We start from the raw sequence: 18,039 nt of genomic DNA, 5'->3' as shown, positions 1-18,039 counted from the left end.
CCAAGGGGATGAGCCTTCGGGGTATGCACCGGCAGCAGCGGCCGCAGACGCTCCCACAAGGCATCGGAAATGATGAATTCTTGAGTCGTTGCCATACCCGAAAATAATGCCTATTTGGATAGGCTCTAAGTACTCAAGCAGAAGTAACCGTAGCAAAAAAGACGGTCATGCTTGATCTGGCGTCCGCTTGCCGAAGCATCTCTCCCGCAGTAGTAATTGACTTTACCAGTGCGGGAGAGATGCTTCGACAAGCGGACGCCAGATGAGCATGACGTGCTACACAGACCACAACAGCTATTTTCGGTCGCTGTCCATACAGCCTGGTTTGAAATCCGGACCCGGCTTAGAACCGGTAGCGGGCCTGCACTTTTACCTCCGAGCGGCGCGGCCCCTGCAGCTCTTCGAGACCCGAGCCAACTGTATTCTGATTGCGGTAGCGGGTTTCGGCGTAGCGGGCCCACAGCGTGAGGTGCTTGGTGCATTTCACTTCGGCCAGGACGTAAGCGCGTGTGCCTTGCCCACTGAGTGCCGGCACCGAAAAAGCGTAGAGAACATCCTGCTCGAATACATATTGGCGGGTATCAAAGTCATCGGTATCGAACAGGGCGTAGCGGCCCCCGAGGCGCAGCCGCCGCCCGATGCTGAGGGAAACATCCTGCGCCAGCACATACCCCGTGCGCTGTGGGCCGTTGTCTTCGCGGTAGTGGCTGCCTTGCAGGCGGGTGCGCAGACTCAGGGCCAGGGTTGGGCTGGTATCATAAAATAACAGCAGGCTGCGGCGCTGCGTGGGCGCCGTCAGGGCTAGGTTGCGCGTCGCGGCGGTGGCCACGTCGTATTCCTTGACGCGGGTGCGAACCTGAGCGTAGAGCAGGCTGGTTTTGGACGGCGCGTAGGCCACGCGCACCAGCCAGTCGTAGCCCTGCGTAGGCGCGCCGGCCTGGAATTTCAGCCACGGAAAGCTGAACTGGTCGTAGTAGGCCGACACTTCCCAGCGCGCCACCGGCCGCACCTTGAGCCCGACATATAGGCCTCGCTCGTTGATGTTGCGCGTATTTTCGCTCAGGGCATTGCCGTAGAACGTATGAAAGTCGCGGGCATAGTTGCGGTAGAGTACCGATACATCTACGTTGGAAGCCAAACTGGCCAGCATGCCGTTGACGGTGCCGATGCCACCGCTGCCCGAGCGGGCCGTTTCCCCGAACAGAAGTATGTTCCGAATTACGTAGCTGTAGTGCGCGCCCACGGCCAAGTTGTGGCGGCCCCGAAACTCGAAGGAATTGTAGAGCTCGGGCCGGCGCTGCAAGGGCTTATCAAAATGAGTGTCGACAGCGGTCAGGCCGGCGCTGAAGTTGCCGCTGCGGCTGGTGTAGCTCAGGTTGCCGCCCCCGATGGTTTCGCGCAGCGTCTGGCGGTTGGCCAGCTCATTGGCCGTGCGATGAAAGCCAGTCAGGAGCAAGCCCGACGAAAACTCGTCGAAGCCGGCCAGCGAGTCGGTGGCACTTTGCACGTTGGCATCCACCCGCTTGCGCGACACGAAGGCACTGGCCCGCAGGGTGGACGTGAGGCTGACCGTGGCCGCCGCCCCGCGAAAAAACGTGCTTTCCAGCACCGATGAGTACGGCCGCACGCCCAGGCTACTGCGTCGGATAGTGGTGATGGTTTCAGCGCCCTTGCCCACCTGCAGCCCCGACGACAGCAGCAACCCCTGGCCGAACTGCAGCTGATAATCGCCCACAGCGAGGGTTTTGAGGCGGCCGCGCTCCTGCAGCACGAAATGGCCGGAGTAGAAATCGGCACCGTAGCGCCGGCTGCCCGGGCTCCACGTCAGCGGCTCGCCCGCGTCCTTCTCGGCCGTGAAGCCCAGGCTGAAGTCGCGCTGATGACTGACGCGGTAGCGCACCAACAGCTTGTCGGGGGAGCCCAGATACCGGCTGGCCGGGGCCCCGCTGCTGGTCGTGTCGGGGGCAGCGTAGCCCTGGCGCTGCTGCAGCACCCGCTCGTAGCGCACAAACAGCGCGTTGTTTTCTTCCTGGGCAATGCGTTGCCAGAGCGGCCCCCGACCCGCGTTGCCCGTGCTACTCTGGACCGTGATGAAAGGCGACACCCGGTAGATAGTGCGCAGGTCGAAGCCCTCCACGCTTTGCAGCTCATACAAGCTGAGCAGGCCACCTTCCAGCTGCCGATGTTCCAGCAGGGCCGAAATCTGGGTTTCGGAAAGCAGCAGCAGCGCCCGCAGCTCTTCGCGGGTGGCAGTGTTCAGATTGAGCGGCGTCTGGTAGTAAAGCAGCAGCGTTTCGTAGAGGTCTTCGTACGGCACCTGGTCACTCTGCACCTCAGCAAACAGCTCCTGCACCAGCCGGTCGAGGTCGGCGGGTGGGCGCACGTATTCCTGGGCCCGCGCCGGGCGGGCCGCGCCTAGCAGCATTGCCAGCACAGCAGGAAATACGAGCAGCGGTAGCCGGGGCCGGAGTTTCATTGGGCCGCGCGGGTTAGCTGGAGCCCAATAGCCAGGTGCTGACTCAGGCCCAGCGCCGTGTGCCAGGCCGCCGCGTAGTCGAGGCGAAACTGCCCGGCCTGCAGGCCGAAGCCGCCCGTGGTTTGGCTGCTGAGCGTCGAAAACCCGGCCCGTACGGCCAGAGCATCAATCACCTGGTATTCAATCCCGGCCTTGAAGTCGGCCGCTTGATCTACGTCTTTCTCCGTTTCCGCATTCAGCATCACCTTCTCGGTGGGCCGGTACGACAAGCCGGCTTTGAGCACGGTGGGCACTCGCTCGTCCTGATATTCGGCCAGCCGGGCTTGGTTCAGATTGTAGAGGTAAGCGCCAAAAAACAGTCTTTTGGGCACCACTTCGGCCTGCCCGCCCAACGAAACGGCCAACGCCCGGCGGCTCCCGAGGCCTTCGATGCTCACCTGCAGCACGTCGAGGCGGGCTCCAACGCTCACCAGACTGCCCCGGTAGCCGTAGCCCGCGCCCACGCGCTGCTCCGAGTAGAGCTTGTCGCCGAAGCGCTGGGCCTCGAACCCCACCACGCCCCGCGTCGCTTTGCCAGCAGCCCCACTACCGATGGGCAGTGCCACCGCCAGCACCGCCGTATTCAGGGCCCGGCTGAGGTAGCGGTTTTCAGCGTAGAAACCCACCGCCGGACTCGTGACCTGCCCTAGGCCCGCCACGTTGTTGCCAATGGCCCATACGTCCGTCAGCGTTACGGACGCATTGCCCAACGCCGCCGCCCGCGCCCCCCGAATACCGGGGCCGTTGCCCTGCGCCGCCGCCAGGGAGATGGATACCACGAAAGCACTCAGGAGCAGGTAGATTTTCAGCATAGGCCGGGGCCGGGGGCCTGAGAACTATTTTTCACTCCCTAAGTAGCCAAATGTTCGGCGAAAACAGCGCATACCAAACCGGCTATTTTCCGGGGGCACAGCAAAAAAGCCCCGGCGCACAATGCACCGGGGCCTTTGCAGCTCAGTAAACGCGCAACCAGGTTTACATACCCGCCGCGCTTTCGGCTTTACCCTTCTTTTTCTTGACCTTGGTCTTCTGACCGTCGTCGGTTTTCACTTTCATCTTTTCCACGTCACTCAGCGCATCTATCATCGCCGAGCTGCCCTGTTGCGGGCCCACGCCGGGGTTCGGACCGTTGTTGACGATGGTCATCTCATCGACGAGGGCTTTGCCGCCGCCGAGCTTCTCCACGCACCAGAGCACGTAGCGAATGTCCACGTTGATGCAGCGTTTCAGGTCTTTGTCGTAGGCCAGGTCGCCGGTCATGGCTTCCCAGTTGCCGTCGAAAGCAATGCCGATCAGCTCGCCGCGCCCATTGATGACGGGCGAGCCGGAGTTGCCGCCGGTGATGTCGTTATCGGTCGTGAAGGCTACGTGTAGCGTGCCGTCCTTATCGGCAAAGCGCCCGTAGTCCTTGGCGCGCAGCAGCTCATTTTCCTTTTTAGGCACCACAAACTCGGGGTTGGTCGGGTCTTCCTTGTCCAGTATTCCCTGGGCCGTGGTATAATACTTATACTGTACCGCGTCGCGGGGCGAGTAGGCGCGCACGGTACCGTAGCTCAAGCGCAGGGTAGAGTTGGCATCAGGCGAATACACTTTATCGGTATTCTTGGCCCGCAGGCCCGCCACGTAAGCCCGGTTAGCCCGCGCCAGTGTGGCCTGGTGGCTCTGCATTTTGGGCAGAATATTCTGCGTGTAGTTCGTGTATACAGAGTTCCAGGTCTTGAAAGCAGGGTCGTTTTCCAGCTTGGCCACGGTAGGCGCGGCCAGAAAAGCGTCCGTTTTGGCCTTCGACGTCAGGAAGGAAGTGGCGAAAACATAATCGGCATATTTCTGCATCGAGCCGCCGTACTGCTTGGCCACGGTCTGGAACACGTCGGGCTGCTGGGCCGGGGTCACATCGGAGGCATAGAGCTGCAGCAGGGCCGCGAATACCTTCTTGTCGGTGGGGGCATTGTAGTCTTTGAAATGGTCCTCCACGACTGCCCGCAAGTCGGCGGTGGCCTTCTGAACAGCGGCTTTGTCGGCTTTCGGATCTTTCAGCAGCGTATAGAGCGGAGCCATGCGCCCGGCAAACGAGACGATTTCGGTGCCGTAGGCCGCCTCATTCACATACACCGAGCTCAGGTTATACTCGCGCAGGCCAGCATATGCCTGGTTGATATCATTCAGGGCCGTGCCGTAGCTCTGGCCGCGCGTGGCGTCGGCCGCAATCCACTGCGTGAGCGAAGCTTCTTCGGCCTTCTTCTGGTCCACGGTTTTCAGGCGCTTCATGCCCTCATTCTGCCCGATGAAGTATTTCCAGTAGTTGGCAATGCCGGCGTACTTCGACGCGTACTTCAGGCGTACGGCCGGGTTGGCATCCGAGTCTTCTTTCCACAGCTTCAGGCGCGTGTCGCGCAGCTTGATGCGGGCCGGATTGCTTTGGTCGAGCGTCAGTTGCAGGCCGGCGGCGGGCAAAAAGCGCTGGGTGCGGCCAGGAAAGCCAAACACCATCGCAAAGTCGCCCTCGCTCACGCCCTGCAGGCTCACGGACAAGTGCTTTTTGGGCACATACGGCACGTTCTCAGCCTGAAAGCCGCTGGTAGGCTTGTTGCTTTTATCGGCGTACACCCGAAACATGCTAAAGTCGCCGGTATGACGAGGCCATTCCCAGTTATCGGTGTCGCCGCCAAACTTGCCGATGGCTTCGGGCGGGGCTCCCACCAGGCGCACGTCGCCGAAGCGCTGATAGACGAAGAGGTAGTACTCGTTGCCGGCAAAAAAGTCGCGCACGTAGGCTACGTACTGGCCGTTTTCCTTGGCAGCGTCGGCCATTTCCCGCTGCCGCTTCTGAATCAGCAGGGTGCGCTCCGCTTCCGGAGTTTGGGCCGTAATGCCGTCCAGCACCTTGCCCGTTACGTCTTCCATGCGCACCAGAATATCCACGAACAAGCCCGGATTGGTCTTTTCCTCGCTCTTGGTGGCGGCGAAAAAGCCTTTTTCCAGGATGTTATTTTCCGGCGTGCTGTGGGTCTGGATGGCGTCGTAGCCGCAGTGGTGGTTGGTCAGCAGCAAGCCTTGGCTGCTCACAAACTCGCCGGTGCAAAAGCCGCCCAGCTGCACGATGGCGTCTTTCAGGCTGGAGTTGTTGACGTCATAAATCTCTTCGGCCGTCAGCTTGAGGCCTTTTTTCTGCATGTCGGCGTAGTTGAGCCGCTTCACATACAGCGGCAGCCACATACCTTCGTCGGCGCGGGCCGTGGCGGGTAGCAGGAGGGCCAGCAGCACAACCTGGGCCCAGATTTTTTTAAGCATAGGTGGGAAAAAGGAGAGTGGAAAATAGTCCCGGGCGCGGCCAGGGCTTGTTGCTCCCCCAAACTTACAAAAAGCACTTCCGGTTCGCCGCATCCGCCACGAAGCCCCTGAGTAATGCGGGCGACCCTTGCCCCCGCCCGATCTTCGTTACTTTGCGCTATGTCTTACCTTTTTCGGCAGTTTTTTCTGGGCCTGATCTGGGTGTATCGCCACCTGATTTCGCCCCTGACGCCGCCCAGCTGCCGCTACCAGCCCACGTGCTCGGCCTACGCGGCCCAGGCGGTGCAGAAGCACGGGCCGTGGCGGGGCGGCTGGCTGGCGGTGCGCCGCATCGGCCGCTGCCACCCGTGGGGCGGCCACGGCTACGACCCCGTACCCTAAGCCGCCCAATAGCGTATACGCTACCTCGCACCACCGCCTTTGCCCCCGGCAGAGGCTTTCTTTTCGCCCGTATTTTTCCGCCGCATGCGCTTCTTTCTGCTAAATGCTTCCCTGATTACGCTCTTACTTTCTACCAGCTGCTCCGAAGCCCAGAGCGACGATAAAAAAGGCAAGGGCGGCAAGAAAAAGGACAAACAGGAAAGTCTCGAAAACACCCTCATCGACAGCGCCATTCCCGGTTTGCGACGCGTAGGCTCCCTCAATGGCGGCGTGCCGGAAAGCTCGGGCCTGGCGCGGGCCGAAACCGCCGGCACCTTCTATACCCACGCCGATGCCGGCAATGAGCCCGTCCTCTATAAAATCGACATGACCGGCCGCCTGCTGGGTAAGTCCACGCTGCCGTTTACCAACATGGACTGGGAAAGCCTGGCCCAGGACGACAAAGGCAACCTGTTCGTGGTGGATGCGGGCAACAACAACAACACGCGCCGCGACCTGCGGGTGTACCGCCTGAACCCCGGCACCCAGGAGCTGGGCAAAATCAACTTCTCCTACTCCGACCAAACGGCTTTCCCGCCCTCCAAAAAGCAGCGCAATTTCGATTGCGAAGCCTCCCTCTGGCACGCGGGCAAGCTGTATCTGTTTACCAAAGACCGCGGCGCACGCAGCACCAGCAAAGTGTATAGCCTCAACGACCAGCTCGGCACCCAGAAAGCGCAGCTGCTCACGCGCCTGACGATTGCCGGCGAGGTCACCGGCGCCGACATCAGCTCCGATGGCCGCCGCATTGTGCTGCTGGGGCAGGAAGAGCTTTTCCTGCTGGAAGGCGGCAGCTTCGAAGCCGCGCTCAAAGCCACGCCCCGCCGCATCTCGCTGAAAGGCTCCGGCCAGACCGAAGGCGTCGTCTTTCACAAAGAGAATCCTAACCTGCTCTTTATCAGCACCGAGGAAGGCAATATCTACGAGTATACACTCAAGTAGCACCTGCCCAGCCTGAAAAGCCAGTGAAGCGGTTCCTGTCCGTCCTGCTCATCGGGCATCCGCTGGCCGAAGCATATGAGTAGCACTGCGGGAGAGAGGCTTCGCCTGCGCGGACGCCTGATGAGCAGGACATGCTGAAAAAACCTGTTCGAACAGGAAAAAAAGAACGTCATGCTATTCGGGCGTCCGCTGGTCGAAGCATCTCTACCGCTTCGTTGAACGACTTCTACAAAGCGGCAGAGATGCTTCGACCAGCGGACGCCAGATCAAGCAGGACCGGCTATTCGGATAGACTTTTAGTGCTGCACGCTGAGCTGGCGGCGCAGCACCTGGCTGCCCAGCCGCACCTGCACCTGGTAGAGGCCGGCGGGCAGCGCAGCCGTAGACAGCAGCACGTGCCCGGCGCTGGCCTCGGCCTGGCGTACGGGGCGGCCCTGTCCGGTGTAGAGCGTCACCTGAAAGGCGGGGCCGCCGCGCCGTGCGCTGCCGTCGGGCTCGGTTACCGTGATTTCGACCTGCTCGGAGGCCGGGTTGGGGTAGAGCTACAGGCGGGGTGTGCTATTATCGCAGGGGAAGCCGTCGATCTGGCTGACGACCGTGACGTAGGCCGGGGCGGGCGTGGTTTGGCCGCCCGCGCACAGGTCTTCGGCCGTGGCCTCTACCCGCAGCGTGCCCGCCTGGTCGGGCTGCACGGTGAGGGTAGCGTTGTCGTTGCGCACGATGAGGCTGTTGCGCAGCTGGTCGTTGAGGTACACGTTCCAGCTGTAGTTACCGCTGATGTTGCCGCCGCCGGCCGTGAAAACGACCTGCGACGAGGAGCACACCGGCACGTAGGGCCCCACGGCGGAAGTGTAGCCCCCGCCCACGTACACGGAGTAGCGGGTGGGGGCGCTGGGCTGAAACCCCGCCCGGGTAGCCGTGACAAAAACCGAGGTGAAGCCCGTGAAGCCCGGCTGCGCCTGTACCGTAGTCGTCGCCGTGCCTTGCACGTTCACCACGCGTAGGCCCGGGTCGGCGGTGGTCCAGGTGTAGGTGACGGGAAACAGGGGCTGGCCGCTGGCATCGCGGCGGGAGCATTCCTCCTGCACCTGGAGCTGGGCCGAGCCGCCGGGGCATAGGGCAGTGATGTTGGAAGACATAGCGGTGGCTTTGGTCACCATCGACAGCTCCTGGGCCAGAAAAGCCAGGCCCTCGCCATCGGGCTCTACGTGGTACGTGTTGGTGTGGTCTGGGCCGTAGTAGGCATCAAACGGCGTCTCGCCGGAGCAGCTCAAGTCGCGGCCCAGCATGCTGGCGTAGGGGTTGGGCAGGCTTAGCGTGTTCTGATAATTAGTCATACTTCGGTACTGAAAGCCTAGCGCACTCACTGTGGGGATGAAGCAATGTTCGGCTACTACGGTGCGGAACACAGCATCATATGACTCGCGGTACTCTACCCCACGATTTTTCAATAAATTGATTTACAGCAATTTATGGCTATTTTCAAGAAGAAAAAGGCCTCTACTGGCTGTTTGAAAGGGTTGCCGGCTACAAACGGGGCGGGCCGACCTTTGTGGTTCCGACACCTCAACGCCCTTCCCGCCCCGTGAAGCAACGCCTCATTGCCAAAATTACGACCGTTTTACAGCACGTGCCTCTGGTGGGCCACCTGTCGCGGCAAAAGTTCATCGCACAATTCGTTATTGGCCTGATAAAGAGCCGCAACGTGCAATTTTGTGAAGTGGCCCAGCACCTGAACGACGCCGTCAAGCCCGCCTCAAATGAAACCCGGATTCAAAACTTCTTCCGCGACGTGGAGCTCGACTACCTGGTGCTGGTTCATCTGATAGCGAGCTTGTTACCCGCCACGGGCAAGCTGCGCCTGTGCCTGGACCGCACCGAATGGGACTTCGGCCAGTGTCAGGTTAACATCCTGCTCGTGACCGTGGGCTGCGGCGCGTGGCATGTGCCGTTGTACTGGGAACTGCTCGACAACCGCAGTGGCAATTCCAACGCCGCCCAGCGTATTGCCGTGCTCGAAGTCTGCGTAGCGGTGCTGGGCCGCGAGCGGATTGGCCTGGTTCTGGGGGACCGCGAGTTTGTCGGCCATGCGTGGTTGAAGTGGCTTAAAGACAATGGATTGAATTTCGTTATGCGCCTGCCCAAACACCATCTGCTGACCGAACCGAGCGGCCGCCGACGCGCCATTGCCGACTTGGGCCTGGCCGTGGGGCAGGTACGCCGCTTTGCCCACGTGCAAGTCGATGGCGTCTGGGGGCAAGTCTGGGTCAAGGCCCTGGCTGAAGGGGAGTTTCTCTTTCTCTTTGGCACGGCCGGCCTGACTTCGCTGGGGCAGTTCTACGCCAAGCGCTGGACGATAGAGCAGTGCTTTCAGAATTTGAAAGGCCGGGGGTTTAACCTGGAAAACAGCCACTTGCGCTCGCACGACAAGCTGCGCAAACTCGTGGCACTGGTCAGCCTGGCCTATACTTTTTGCCTGAGCGTGGGCCAGGCGGCGGGCCGGCGCACGCCAGTGGCGCACAAAAACCACGGCTATCGGGCCACGAGCCTGAGCCGCCACGGCCTCAATATCGTGCGCCAACTCACCCGCCCCGCCACCGACGCCCGAACCAGGCTAGCCCAAATAATCGAAGCCTTATTGGACTGGCTTATCAGGCAAGTTGCTCGCTATCAAATACCTGTAAAAATCGTGGAGTAGAATAGAGACACTCTTATCTATGTAGTAAACTGCATAAGCCGAGTTTCGGTCACCGAGCATAATATTGGCTTGTTGGTTAAGCTGAAAGGTGCCGGTTTTCCGAACGTCGGGCAGAAATATGTTCAGGCCGGTCCGGTCGCTGGCCTTGCTGAAGGTGAGTTCAAGGGGGCGGCCGGTCTTGGTGCGTCGCCACTGGGCCAGGAAGCCCCCACCGCCACCAATGAAAGGACTATCATCGGGCAGCCAGGCGTGGCCGTCGAGCAGGAAGGCACCGGCCCCGCTGCCGGTATGGGAGGCGTCGGGCAGCTTTTCCAGCTCGGTTTTTTCTTTTTTACAGGCGCTGGCCGTGAGCAGCAGCAGCAGCAGGAGATAGAAGGGGAGTTTCATAGCCGTAGTGGTGAAGGGGAAAGCAAGCTACACAGCGCAGGAAGCAACAACCGTCTTTACGGACCAACCCGCGTTGGGCGGTACCAACACCAGTGTTGAAGGCGTGCAGGCCCGCTAGGCCCGCTAGGAGCATGACCCGGTCGTAGAGCATGCCGGAGGGCACCTGGGCTTTGTCGAGGGCAGCCAGCAGGCTGTCGAGGCCGAAGCGGTAGCTGCCGGGCAGCGGGGCGGGGGCAGTAGCCACTGGTTGCTGGGCGGCCAGGGCCTGCATTTTCTGCCCTTGGCCCAGGTGGGCGCTGCAGAGCAAGGCGACAAGAAGTAAATATTTGTACATAGGGTATAGAGAAGGTAGAAATGGCGGTAGCTTACTTCAGGCGCACATCAAAGCGCCCCTGGGTGATGGTGACGGTTTGGCCAGATGCAGTGGAAATTCCAGCGGCAGAGAAGCGAAATGTTCCAGCAGCTATTTTTTGTATTGTATCAATGCGAGTAATAACCACTTCGCCCGTCTGTAAATCATCGGTAAAGTATTGTCCGCTTGCATCTTTGTAGTAACCATTGCTTCCTGATTGAACCGCTTTTAAAAGGTAATTGCCAGGTGTAAAAGCATTTCTTAATACTATAGACTTGTTCCTGAATAAAGCGAAACACAAAAAGGCTGTCATGCTGAGCTTGTCGGAGCATCTCTACCGCAGTGGTACTTAGCATTGCGGTAGAGATGCTTCGACAAGCTCAGCATGACAGCCGAATGTTAGCATCGGTTCCTAATTCAGGAACAAGTCTTATATCCACTCCTCCATCACCTCTGGCAGATATATATAAGGAACCTTGATAGACATAACCCTCCAGCGGGGCGCGGCGGGTAATGGAAGTGGCCTGTGCGGGTTTGGGCACAAAGGCTTTGCCGTCGACGAGGCAGCCGAAGGTATGTTGGCCCTCCTGCGTGGCTTTGGGCAGGGCATCGGCTTCTTCTTTTTTGCAGGCAACCACGCTGAGCAAAGTCAGGGTGGTGAGGAATAGCGGTAGAGAGAGTTTCATAGGAAGAGGCATAGGCCCGGCAGCGAATAGCGGGTAACAGGAGATATAGCAGTAACTGGCAGCAAGAATAGCGGAATAGCGGCGCAACCCGGCCGAAGCGGCGAAAAGAATCAGCAGCTATCAGACTTTATAAACGCCGGATCATAAGAAAGAAAAATCCTTTTCAAGTCAATCAGCCGAAATCAGGAGCGCTGCTTAGGGGACTTTCCGGGCCCGACCCGCCCGCCGTGGTCGTCCGGCCCCGCTTGTGGGGCATGCCTGTTACCCCGTAAGCAAGAGTAATGCGCAAGCGGTGGACATAGCACATTGCCTGGGGTGCGGTGCTGGCCGGCGCAGCAGCGGGCGCTATGTAGTTGGCTCGGTCCGCGCCGCGCAAGTCGTTCCACCGCCTGTCGTTCCAGCCGGCGTTGTGCCCGGTTCGCGCTACCCAGAGCGAGTTTAGGAAGTATCCTGCCCTGATTAACTAAAAAGGCCAATTCAGTACTGAATCGGCCTTTTCCAGGTATTTATCGTGCCTTTGCTATTGGCTTGTCTTCTTCTTCCTGGCCCAAATCCCGGGGCGCGTAGCCATAGGGGTTATTCGGGTCTTTGCCGGCCCGCAGCAGTACCCAGATACCGGCCAGAATCAGCGGAATGCTCAGGATCTGACCCATGTTCAGCGGGAGTCCATTCTCAAACGCTACTTGGTTTTCCTTCAGAAATTCGCCCAAAAACCGCTGGGTAAACAGGAAAACCACGAACAAGCCGAAGAGTAAACCACGGGGCGTCCGCTCCTTGGTGCGGTTCCACATGGCGTAGAGAACAAGCAGCAGCACGATGCAGAACAGCGCCTCGTACATCTGGGTCGGGTGGCGCAACTCGTTGGGAATGTTGGTCGCCTCGTGGTGAATCTCGTTGTAGCGCACAAATTTGAAGGCCCACGGCACGTCCGTTACTTTCCCGATAATTTCGGAGTTGAACAGGTTGCCGGTCCGGATCAGCGCGCCGCCCAGCGCCACTACAATCACAATCCGGTCGAGCACCCAGAGGTAGTCGAACTTGTTGTTGCGGGCAAAAAACCAGCAGGCCAGCAGAATACCGATGGTAGCACCGTGACTGGCCAGCCCACCTTCCCATATTTTGAGAATATCCAACGGGTGCGCCAGGTAATAGTCGGGGTCGTAGAACAGGCAGTGCCCCAGACGCGCGCCCACAATGGTGCCGACGAGCATATAAATGGTGATGACATCGACCCAGCGCGGCGATACCTTCTCCGATTTGTAGATATGCGACAGGATGAACGTGCCAAACACGAAGCCCGACATGAACAGCAGCCCGTACCAGCGCAGCGTCAGCGGGCCGATTTGGGCAATGATGGGCGACACGTCCCAGGTGATAAAGGCAAGCATAGGTAACGCGGTTACAAAAAGATGGAAGGGACGTAAAGGTACTCAGACATTCGGCTTACGGCTTGGAAAACCGCCCTGGTGGTCAGGCAGGCCCCGGATCAGCAGCAACGCAGAACAACGGGGGCTGGTTAGCGGGTGGGTAAAGGTGCTTGCTGGCCGCCCAAATAGAGGTGGGGTCGGCCAGCAGGATCGGCTGAGCGCAGCACCGCCCCGTCTCCGCTAAGCAGCAGCAGTATACCAAGCATGGCAGCATAGCTGGGCCAGCGTAGCCAGGTGTACTGCGGTTGGCGCTCCGCTAGTGCCTTGCCAACGAGCCGGGCGCGTACCCGACTATAAAAAAACGGCCGGGGCTGGGCTTTTTGCTGGGCACGCCATTGGCGCAATACGTTTTCCCATTCTTCATCGGCAGTGGGACGAGTGGCTGAATCAGGCATGACGCAGGGAAGGTATAAGATGGTTGCGAAGGGTTCTGCGGGCGCGAAATAACAGAGATTCTACAGCTGGCACAGTAGTTTTGAGAACGGCTGCTATTTCCTCATAACTCAATTCCTGCTCATGGCGCAGGGTGAACGCCACTTGCTGCTGATCGGGCAACCGGGCAATATGCGCGAGTAAAAGCTCCAACTGCTGCTGCCCCTCCATTTGCGCCTGAGGGTGTGCATGATCGACCGGCTCGTGCAGCACATGGTTGTCGAAGCCCAGCAGGCTGGTGAAATAAGCAAAGCGCTTCTGGGACCGGGCCCGCTGCCGATGTTTCAGGGCCCGTGAGGTGGCCAACCGGTAGAGCCAGGTACTTAGCGCGGCATCCCCCCGAAACCGGCCAATTGTTTGGTGAACTTCAATAAAGACTTCCTGCGCCACATCTTCCGCCTCTTCCGGTGATTGTAACAGGGCCAATACCGTGCGGTAAATACGATTCTGGTACCGTTCTACCAGTGTGCGGAACGCAGCTTCGCTCCCCTGTCGCAATTGGACTACCAACTCAGCATCGGCGGAAGCAGCGATGCCTTGCGCAGGAGGCAGGGAGCCATGAACGATGGACAGCGGAAGTATATACACCAGTGAAACGAGGGCTGAAGGATAGAAACGATACTTGTTCAGTGCCCGGTCCTTGCCGCGAATACTGAGGTTACATCTACTTAGGCCGCGTTATCGTGTAAAACTTGCGCCCACCCTTCTAAATTCCTTATAATTCGCTGATTTATATGGCAGTACATTGCAAGAAACAAGCAACATCCTTACTACTGAAGCTCAGCCATAAGCTACCGGATATAACTACAGGCTATTGAGCTCCTGGGTGAAGCCGCCGCTCAGAATAGGGAAGCGCAGCCACGAGCGGGGGTCCACGTTGTAGTCGTCGAGGTGGAAAGCTGGCGCGTACCGCTCCCGCTTCCACTGATTGCGCGCCCAGAGCGAATAGAAGCGCTTGACGTAGGTTTTGAGCTGCTCGGCCTCGTAGGCTTTTTCTTCCTGCACCAGCGTGGCCAATACCTGAGCGGGGCTGAGACGGTTGTAAAACGCCAGCCGCTCGATGCGGTTGAGCAAAATGTAGGGCATCAAATCCCGCTCATCGGTCTGGTTGTCTTCCAAGGGGCGCAGCTCGGCCGTGGGCTGCAGAGCATTCACATGGCGCAGGCCAGGGTAGTGCAGCTCCGTTTCGGCCCAGCGCAGCCATTTTTTCACAAAATCCTTGTCGACGCCCGCGATAGGCGAAATGCTGCCCGCCGTGTCGCCGTCCATGGTGCAGTAGCCCACGGAAGCTTCCGAGCGGTTGGAAGTCGTCAGCAGCAGGCAATTTTGCACGTTGGCCAGCAGCCAGATAGCCGGAGCCCGCACCCGCGCCTGAATATTTTGCAGGGCCAGATCATCGGTTTGCCAAGTCAGCTCCCGGCCCAGGGCATGTTCGATCTTGCCCACGTAGCCGCTCACTTCCTCGTCGATGCCCCAGTTGTGAAACACCGCTCCCAGCGACTCCGCCAGCTCCTTAGCCGAGGTGTAAGTGGCATCAGACGAGTTGACCGTGCCCTGGTAGGCACAGGTGAGCAGATGGCCCGTAATTTCCCGCTGCTGCCGCTGTTGCTCCGCGTCGGAGTGGGCATACGAAGCATCTTGGGGGCCGGCGGCCTCTTGGTCCGTCTGCGCCCGTGCAGGGCCGGCAATGCGCAGAATATCCTCGGCCGTGAAGCAGCCTGCCCGGCGCATAAACTCAGCCGTACCAATTTCCAGGGTGCCAAGCCGCACCATCTCGGCCACGCCAATGGCGCACATGCACGAGTCAGCACCGCCGCTCAAACTCAGCACGAACCCCCGGCTGCGGGCCTTGCGCAGATAGTCGAACAGAGCCAGGCTCAGGGCTTGGTTCAGCTCCCGGTATTCGTCGGGCACGGGCAACGGCGTAATAGCTTCGGCCCGCGCCAACGGGGTTGCAAAGTCCACATCAACGCACTCCATATCCACTTCCTTGAAGCTCAGGAGCTGATTGCGGTGTAGCAGGTGGCCGTTGCGGGCTATCAGTATCTCACCGTCGTAAATCATGCGTCCCGCTTCGTTGCCGAGCAGGTTGGCGTAGAGGTAGGTGCAGTCGAAGTTGCGCGAAGCGTTTAGCACGAGGTTGTAGCGCACGTCGGTTTTGCTCATCGCAAAGTGGCTGGCCGACGGATTCACAATCAGGTCCACGCGGCCTTTCAGGCGGCAGGCGGGCCGCTCCGTATCCGGCCGCCACGCATCCTCACAGATTTCAAAGCCAAACCGCACGCCCCGGTGCTCAAACACTAGGTCGCCGATAGGCCACTGCTGCTCTCCCCACGCCACGGTGCCGGTTTGGCCGGCTTGCCAGCCCGTAAACCACCGCGGCTCGTAATGCACGCCATCATTGGCCAGAAACTGCTTCGCCGCGAAGCCCACTATTTCGCCGTCGCGCAGTACAGCCACCGTGTTGTAGGTTCGTCCCTCGAGCCGTACCGGCAGCCCCACGCACACCAGGATGCCGTTCGTCCAGGATCGGATGTGCTGCAGGTAGTCCAGGGCCGCCACCGACAGCCAGTCACTCAAAAACAAATCTTCGCAACCGTAGCCCGTCAGGCACAGCTCGGGCAGGCAGAGCAGCTCCACGCCGGCCGCCTTGGCCTGCTCAATAGCCTCGCGAATAGTCCGCAGGTTGTGTTGCCAATCGAAGGGAATCTGGTTAAGGGCAGCGCCGGCTATTCGCATCGTACAAAAGCTATTATTTCATCTAACAACTGTATTCCCCGGCCCTAGGTTACCATAACACCTCAGCGCGCCGCTGCTAAACCGCTACGGGAACCGTCGCCTAAGGATATTTTTCGCAGCGGTGCACAGAGAATCTGCGCAGGCTCAGACGCCCAGCGCCGTCAGCGCCCGCTCGGCGGCCAGCTGCTCGGCCTGCTTCTTCGATAACCCCATACCCGTAGCTACCGGCTCATCATCGAGCAATACCGTGGCCGAAAACTCCATGACACCGCCGGTCCGGGGCTGGCCGCTCATATCGTAGCGGATGGTTTTGCCCTGGCGCTGCGCCCACTCAATAAGCTTGCTCTTGAAGTTAGCCGTCGTCTCAATCAACGACTTCACATCCACGAAAGGCTTGATAAGCCGGGCCAGCACAAATTTGCGCGCCGCCTTGTAGCCCTGGTCCAGATACACGGCTCCTACCAACGCTTCCAGAGCGTTGCCGTTCACGGAGCGCGACCGGGCAGCCCGGCCCTGAGCGGGGTCGAGCTGCACGAGTTGGTCGAGTCCGATTTTCAGGGCCAGTACGTTCAGGCTTTCCCGGTTCACGATGCGGGAGCGAAGCTCCGTCAGGAAGCCTTCCTGCTCGTAGGGAAATTTGCGAAACAGATACTCAGCTACTACCGCCCCCAGCACGGCATCGCCCAGAAATTCGAGCCGCTCGTTGCTCTGGTGCCGGGCCGAGTCGCCTTGCTGGCGCACCACTGAGGAGTGGGTGAAGGCCAAATGATAAAGCCGCACGTTATCAGGCGTGCGGCCAATTACCGTGGCAATTGCTTGCCGAAAAGCACGATCCTGCCCCAGCAGCCGCCGGAAAAACCCGAAGAGCGGTAGTGGCTGCCCTGGAATAAGCATTAGTCGCGGAGCTTGCGGAAAACCACCGATGTGTTATGCCCCCCAAATCCGAAGGTGTTGCTCATCGCCACCGTTACGTCTCGTTTCTGAGCCTCATTGAACGTGAAGTTCAGACGCGCATCCAGCTCCGGGTCGTCGGTGAAGTGGTTAATGGTTGGCGGTACGATACCGTACTGAATGGCCAAAATACTGGCCAGCGCCTCGATGCCGCCCGCCCCACCAAGCAGGTGGCCGGTCATGCTCTTAGTAGAGCTGATGTTGAGCTTGTAGGCATAGTCACCGAAGACTTTTTGGATAGCCTTGATTTCGGCCCCATCACCGAGTGGCGTACTCGTGCCGTGGGTGTTGATGTAGTCTACCTCCTCGGGGCCGATACCGGCGTCGCGCAGGGCATTCTGCATTACCAGCACCACGCCCTCGCCCGTTGGGTCGGGAGCCGTGATGTGGTAGGCATCCGACGACAAGCCCCCACCGATGATTTCGGCGTAGATCTTCGCGCCGCGCGCTTTGGCATGCTCATACTCCTCCACCACCAGTGCACCACTACCCTCGCCCAGCACGAAACCGTCGCGGTCTTTGTCGTAGGGGCGGGAACCGGTTTGCGGGTCGTCGTTTCGCTCGCTCATGGCTTTGAGCGCATTAAAGCCCCCTACCCCAGCTTCCGTGATGGCCGCCTCCGAGCCGCCGGTTACGGCCACATCGGCCATTCCCAAACGGATGTAGTTGTAGGCGGCCACGATGGCATCCGAGGAAGAAGCGCACGCCGACGTCGTCACGAAGTTTGGCCCCCGAAACCCATTCTTGATAGAAATGTTGCCCGACGAGCTGTCGGCAATCATTTTCGGGATAAAAAATGGGTTGTAGCGCGGCGTGCCATCCCCTTTGGCGAAATTGAAGCACTCGTCCTGGAAGGTTTTTAAGCCCCCGATGCCCGAGCCCCAAATTACGCCAACACGGTCTTTGTTGACTCCTTCGAGCAGCCCCGCGTCGCGGATGGCCTCGTCGCTGGCGATTACGGCAAACTGCGTAAACAGGTCCATCTTCCGACCTTCCTTTCGGTCAAAATAGTCGTCAGGATTGTAGTTTTTTACTTCGCAGGCAAAGCGCGTTTTGAACTTGCTGGCGTCGAAGCGGGTGATGGGGGCCGCGCCGCTTACGCCACGCGAGAGCCCGTCCCAGAATTCGGCGACGTTTTTGCCCAGCGGGGTAATGGCACCAAGGCCGGTCACAACAACTCTCCGAAGAGACATAGGCGA

At 59.7% G+C, this 18,039-nt stretch carries 17 protein-coding genes and 1 pseudogene; 3 read left to right on the top strand and 15 right to left on the bottom strand.

Going from position 1 to position 18,039, the window contains the following annotated elements:
- Positions 1-343: 343 nt before the first annotated feature.
- From E5J99_RS07115 to E5J99_RS07105, 3 genes are all read right to left on the bottom strand, one after another.
- Positions 344-2,476 (bottom strand): helix-hairpin-helix domain-containing protein, encoded by a 2,133-nt coding sequence (locus tag E5J99_RS07115; protein WP_135497029.1) that lies wholly within the window; start codon positions 2,474-2,476, stop codon positions 344-346.
- Positions 2,473-3,327 carry a PorV/PorQ family protein gene (locus tag E5J99_RS07110; RefSeq protein ID WP_135497028.1) on the bottom strand — a complete coding sequence of 285 codons (855 nt, stop codon included), beginning with the start codon at positions 3,325-3,327 and terminating at the stop codon, positions 2,473-2,475. The genes E5J99_RS07115 and E5J99_RS07110 overlap by 4 nt, the downstream gene beginning before the upstream one ends.
- Positions 3,328-3,490: 163 nt before the next feature.
- Complete coding sequence (locus E5J99_RS07105) at positions 3,491-5,806, bottom strand: S46 family peptidase (protein WP_167852028.1); 2,316 nt, start codon at positions 5,804-5,806, stop codon at positions 3,491-3,493.
- A gap of 159 nt (positions 5,807-5,965) precedes the next feature.
- On the opposite strand from E5J99_RS07105, the gene yidD reads away from it, so the two are divergent.
- Positions 5,966-6,187 (top strand): membrane protein insertion efficiency factor YidD, encoded by a 222-nt coding sequence (gene yidD, locus E5J99_RS07100; RefSeq protein ID WP_135497027.1) that lies wholly within the window; start codon positions 5,966-5,968, stop codon positions 6,185-6,187.
- Positions 6,188-6,271: 84 nt separating this feature from the next.
- Positions 6,272-7,168 (top strand): hypothetical protein, encoded by an 897-nt coding sequence (locus E5J99_RS07095; RefSeq protein ID WP_135497026.1) that lies wholly within the window; start codon positions 6,272-6,274, stop codon positions 7,166-7,168.
- Positions 7,169-7,464: 296 nt separating this feature from the next.
- On the opposite strand, the pseudogene E5J99_RS07090 reads toward E5J99_RS07095, so the two are convergent.
- Positions 7,465-7,698, bottom strand: a pseudogene (locus E5J99_RS07090) (T9SS type A sorting domain-containing protein); the annotation flags it as partial.
- A gap of 12 nt (positions 7,699-7,710) precedes the next feature.
- Entirely contained in the window at positions 7,711-8,505 is a 795-nt protein-coding gene (locus tag E5J99_RS07085; RefSeq protein WP_135497024.1) for a hypothetical protein, read from the bottom strand.
- 248 nt (positions 8,506-8,753) lie between these two features.
- Between E5J99_RS07085 and E5J99_RS07080 the strand changes: the two genes are divergently transcribed.
- Positions 8,754-9,866 carry an IS4 family transposase gene (locus E5J99_RS07080; protein ID WP_167852027.1) on the top strand — a complete coding sequence of 371 codons (1,113 nt, stop codon included), beginning with the start codon at positions 8,754-8,756 and terminating at the stop codon, positions 9,864-9,866.
- Here E5J99_RS07080 and E5J99_RS07075 read toward each other — a convergent pair.
- The 10 genes from E5J99_RS07075 to fabF form a co-directional block, all read right to left on the bottom strand.
- A complete protein-coding gene (locus E5J99_RS07075) occupies positions 9,804-10,253 on the bottom strand; it encodes a hypothetical protein (protein ID WP_135497022.1) in 450 nt (149 codons plus the stop codon). The genes E5J99_RS07080 and E5J99_RS07075 overlap by 63 nt on opposite strands.
- Entirely contained in the window at positions 10,198-10,587 is a 390-nt protein-coding gene (locus E5J99_RS07070; RefSeq protein WP_135497021.1) for a hypothetical protein, read from the bottom strand. The genes E5J99_RS07075 and E5J99_RS07070 overlap by 56 nt, the downstream gene beginning before the upstream one ends.
- 31 nt (positions 10,588-10,618) lie before the next feature.
- Positions 10,619-10,918: a DUF6252 family protein gene (locus E5J99_RS07065; RefSeq protein ID WP_135497020.1), complete on the bottom strand. Its 300-nt coding sequence runs from the start codon at positions 10,916-10,918 to the stop codon at positions 10,619-10,621.
- Between the two features lie 67 nt (positions 10,919-10,985).
- Complete coding sequence (locus E5J99_RS07060; RefSeq protein ID WP_135497019.1) at positions 10,986-11,291, bottom strand: hypothetical protein; 306 nt, start codon at positions 11,289-11,291, stop codon at positions 10,986-10,988.
- A gap of 506 nt (positions 11,292-11,797) precedes the next feature.
- Entirely contained in the window at positions 11,798-12,679 is an 882-nt protein-coding gene (gene lgt, locus E5J99_RS07055; protein WP_135497018.1) for a prolipoprotein diacylglyceryl transferase, read from the bottom strand.
- A gap of 128 nt (positions 12,680-12,807) precedes the next feature.
- On the bottom strand, positions 12,808-13,113 hold the full coding sequence (locus E5J99_RS07050) for a hypothetical protein (RefSeq protein WP_135497017.1): 306 nt from the start codon (positions 13,111-13,113) through the stop codon (positions 12,808-12,810).
- A complete protein-coding gene (locus E5J99_RS07045) occupies positions 13,106-13,648 on the bottom strand; it encodes an RNA polymerase sigma factor (RefSeq protein ID WP_245318756.1) in 543 nt (180 codons plus the stop codon). The genes E5J99_RS07050 and E5J99_RS07045 overlap by 8 nt, the downstream gene beginning before the upstream one ends.
- 306 nt (positions 13,649-13,954) lie before the next feature.
- Positions 13,955-15,889 (bottom strand): NAD(+) synthase, encoded by a 1,935-nt coding sequence (nadE, locus tag E5J99_RS07040; RefSeq protein ID WP_135497016.1) that lies wholly within the window; start codon positions 15,887-15,889, stop codon positions 13,955-13,957.
- Positions 15,890-16,033: 144 nt separating this feature from the next.
- Positions 16,034-16,783 carry a ribonuclease III gene (gene rnc, locus E5J99_RS07035; protein WP_135497015.1) on the bottom strand — a complete coding sequence of 250 codons (750 nt, stop codon included), beginning with the start codon at positions 16,781-16,783 and terminating at the stop codon, positions 16,034-16,036.
- The gene (gene fabF / locus E5J99_RS07030) at positions 16,783-18,033 is read right to left on the bottom strand and encodes a beta-ketoacyl-ACP synthase II (RefSeq protein WP_135497014.1); all 1,251 of its coding nucleotides are present in this window, start codon (positions 18,031-18,033) and stop codon (positions 16,783-16,785) included. The genes rnc and fabF overlap by 1 nt, the downstream gene beginning before the upstream one ends.
- Positions 18,034-18,039 lie beyond the last annotated feature (6 nt).

The sequence above is a fragment of the Hymenobacter elongatus genome, from assembly GCF_004745955.1.
GTDB lineage: Bacteria > Bacteroidota > Bacteroidia > Cytophagales > Hymenobacteraceae > Hymenobacter > Hymenobacter elongatus.
Note: the sequence above shows the minus strand (reverse complement) of the source record. Positions and strands in the feature narration are given on the sequence as shown.

Excerpts from the sequence above, each read along its gene's own strand:
- nadE (WP_135497016.1), bottom strand. The coding sequence starts at position 15,889 with ATGCGAATAGCCGGCGCTGCCCTTAACCAGATTCCCTTCGATTGGCAA.
- lgt (WP_135497018.1), bottom strand. The coding sequence starts at position 12,679 with ATGCTTGCCTTTATCACCTGGGACGTGTCGCCCATCATTGCCCAAATC.
- yidD (WP_135497027.1), top strand. The coding sequence starts at position 5,966 with ATGTCTTACCTTTTTCGGCAGTTTTTTCTGGGCCTGATCTGGGTGTAT.
- E5J99_RS07105 (WP_167852028.1), bottom strand. The coding sequence starts at position 5,806 with ATGCTTAAAAAAATCTGGGCCCAGGTTGTGCTGCTGGCCCTCCTGCTA.
- fabF (WP_135497014.1), bottom strand. The coding sequence starts at position 18,033 with ATGTCTCTTCGGAGAGTTGTTGTGACCGGCCTTGGTGCCATTACCCCG.
- E5J99_RS07095 (WP_135497026.1), top strand. The coding sequence starts at position 6,272 with ATGCGCTTCTTTCTGCTAAATGCTTCCCTGATTACGCTCTTACTTTCT.
- E5J99_RS07060 (WP_135497019.1), bottom strand. The coding sequence starts at position 11,291 with ATGAAACTCTCTCTACCGCTATTCCTCACCACCCTGACTTTGCTCAGC.
- E5J99_RS07085 (WP_135497024.1), bottom strand. The coding sequence starts at position 8,505 with ATGACTAATTATCAGAACACGCTAAGCCTGCCCAACCCCTACGCCAGC.
- E5J99_RS07050 (WP_135497017.1), bottom strand. The coding sequence starts at position 13,113 with ATGCCTGATTCAGCCACTCGTCCCACTGCCGATGAAGAATGGGAAAAC.
- E5J99_RS07065 (WP_135497020.1), bottom strand. The coding sequence starts at position 10,918 with ATGACAGCCTTTTTGTGTTTCGCTTTATTCAGGAACAAGTCTATAGTA.
- E5J99_RS07075 (WP_135497022.1), bottom strand. The coding sequence starts at position 10,253 with ATGAAACTCCCCTTCTATCTCCTGCTGCTGCTGCTGCTCACGGCCAGC.
- E5J99_RS07115 (WP_135497029.1), bottom strand. The coding sequence starts at position 2,476 with ATGAAACTCCGGCCCCGGCTACCGCTGCTCGTATTTCCTGCTGTGCTG.
- E5J99_RS07070 (WP_135497021.1), bottom strand. The coding sequence starts at position 10,587 with ATGTACAAATATTTACTTCTTGTCGCCTTGCTCTGCAGCGCCCACCTG.
- rnc (WP_135497015.1), bottom strand. The coding sequence starts at position 16,783 with ATGCTTATTCCAGGGCAGCCACTACCGCTCTTCGGGTTTTTCCGGCGG.
- E5J99_RS07110 (WP_135497028.1), bottom strand. The coding sequence starts at position 3,327 with ATGCTGAAAATCTACCTGCTCCTGAGTGCTTTCGTGGTATCCATCTCC.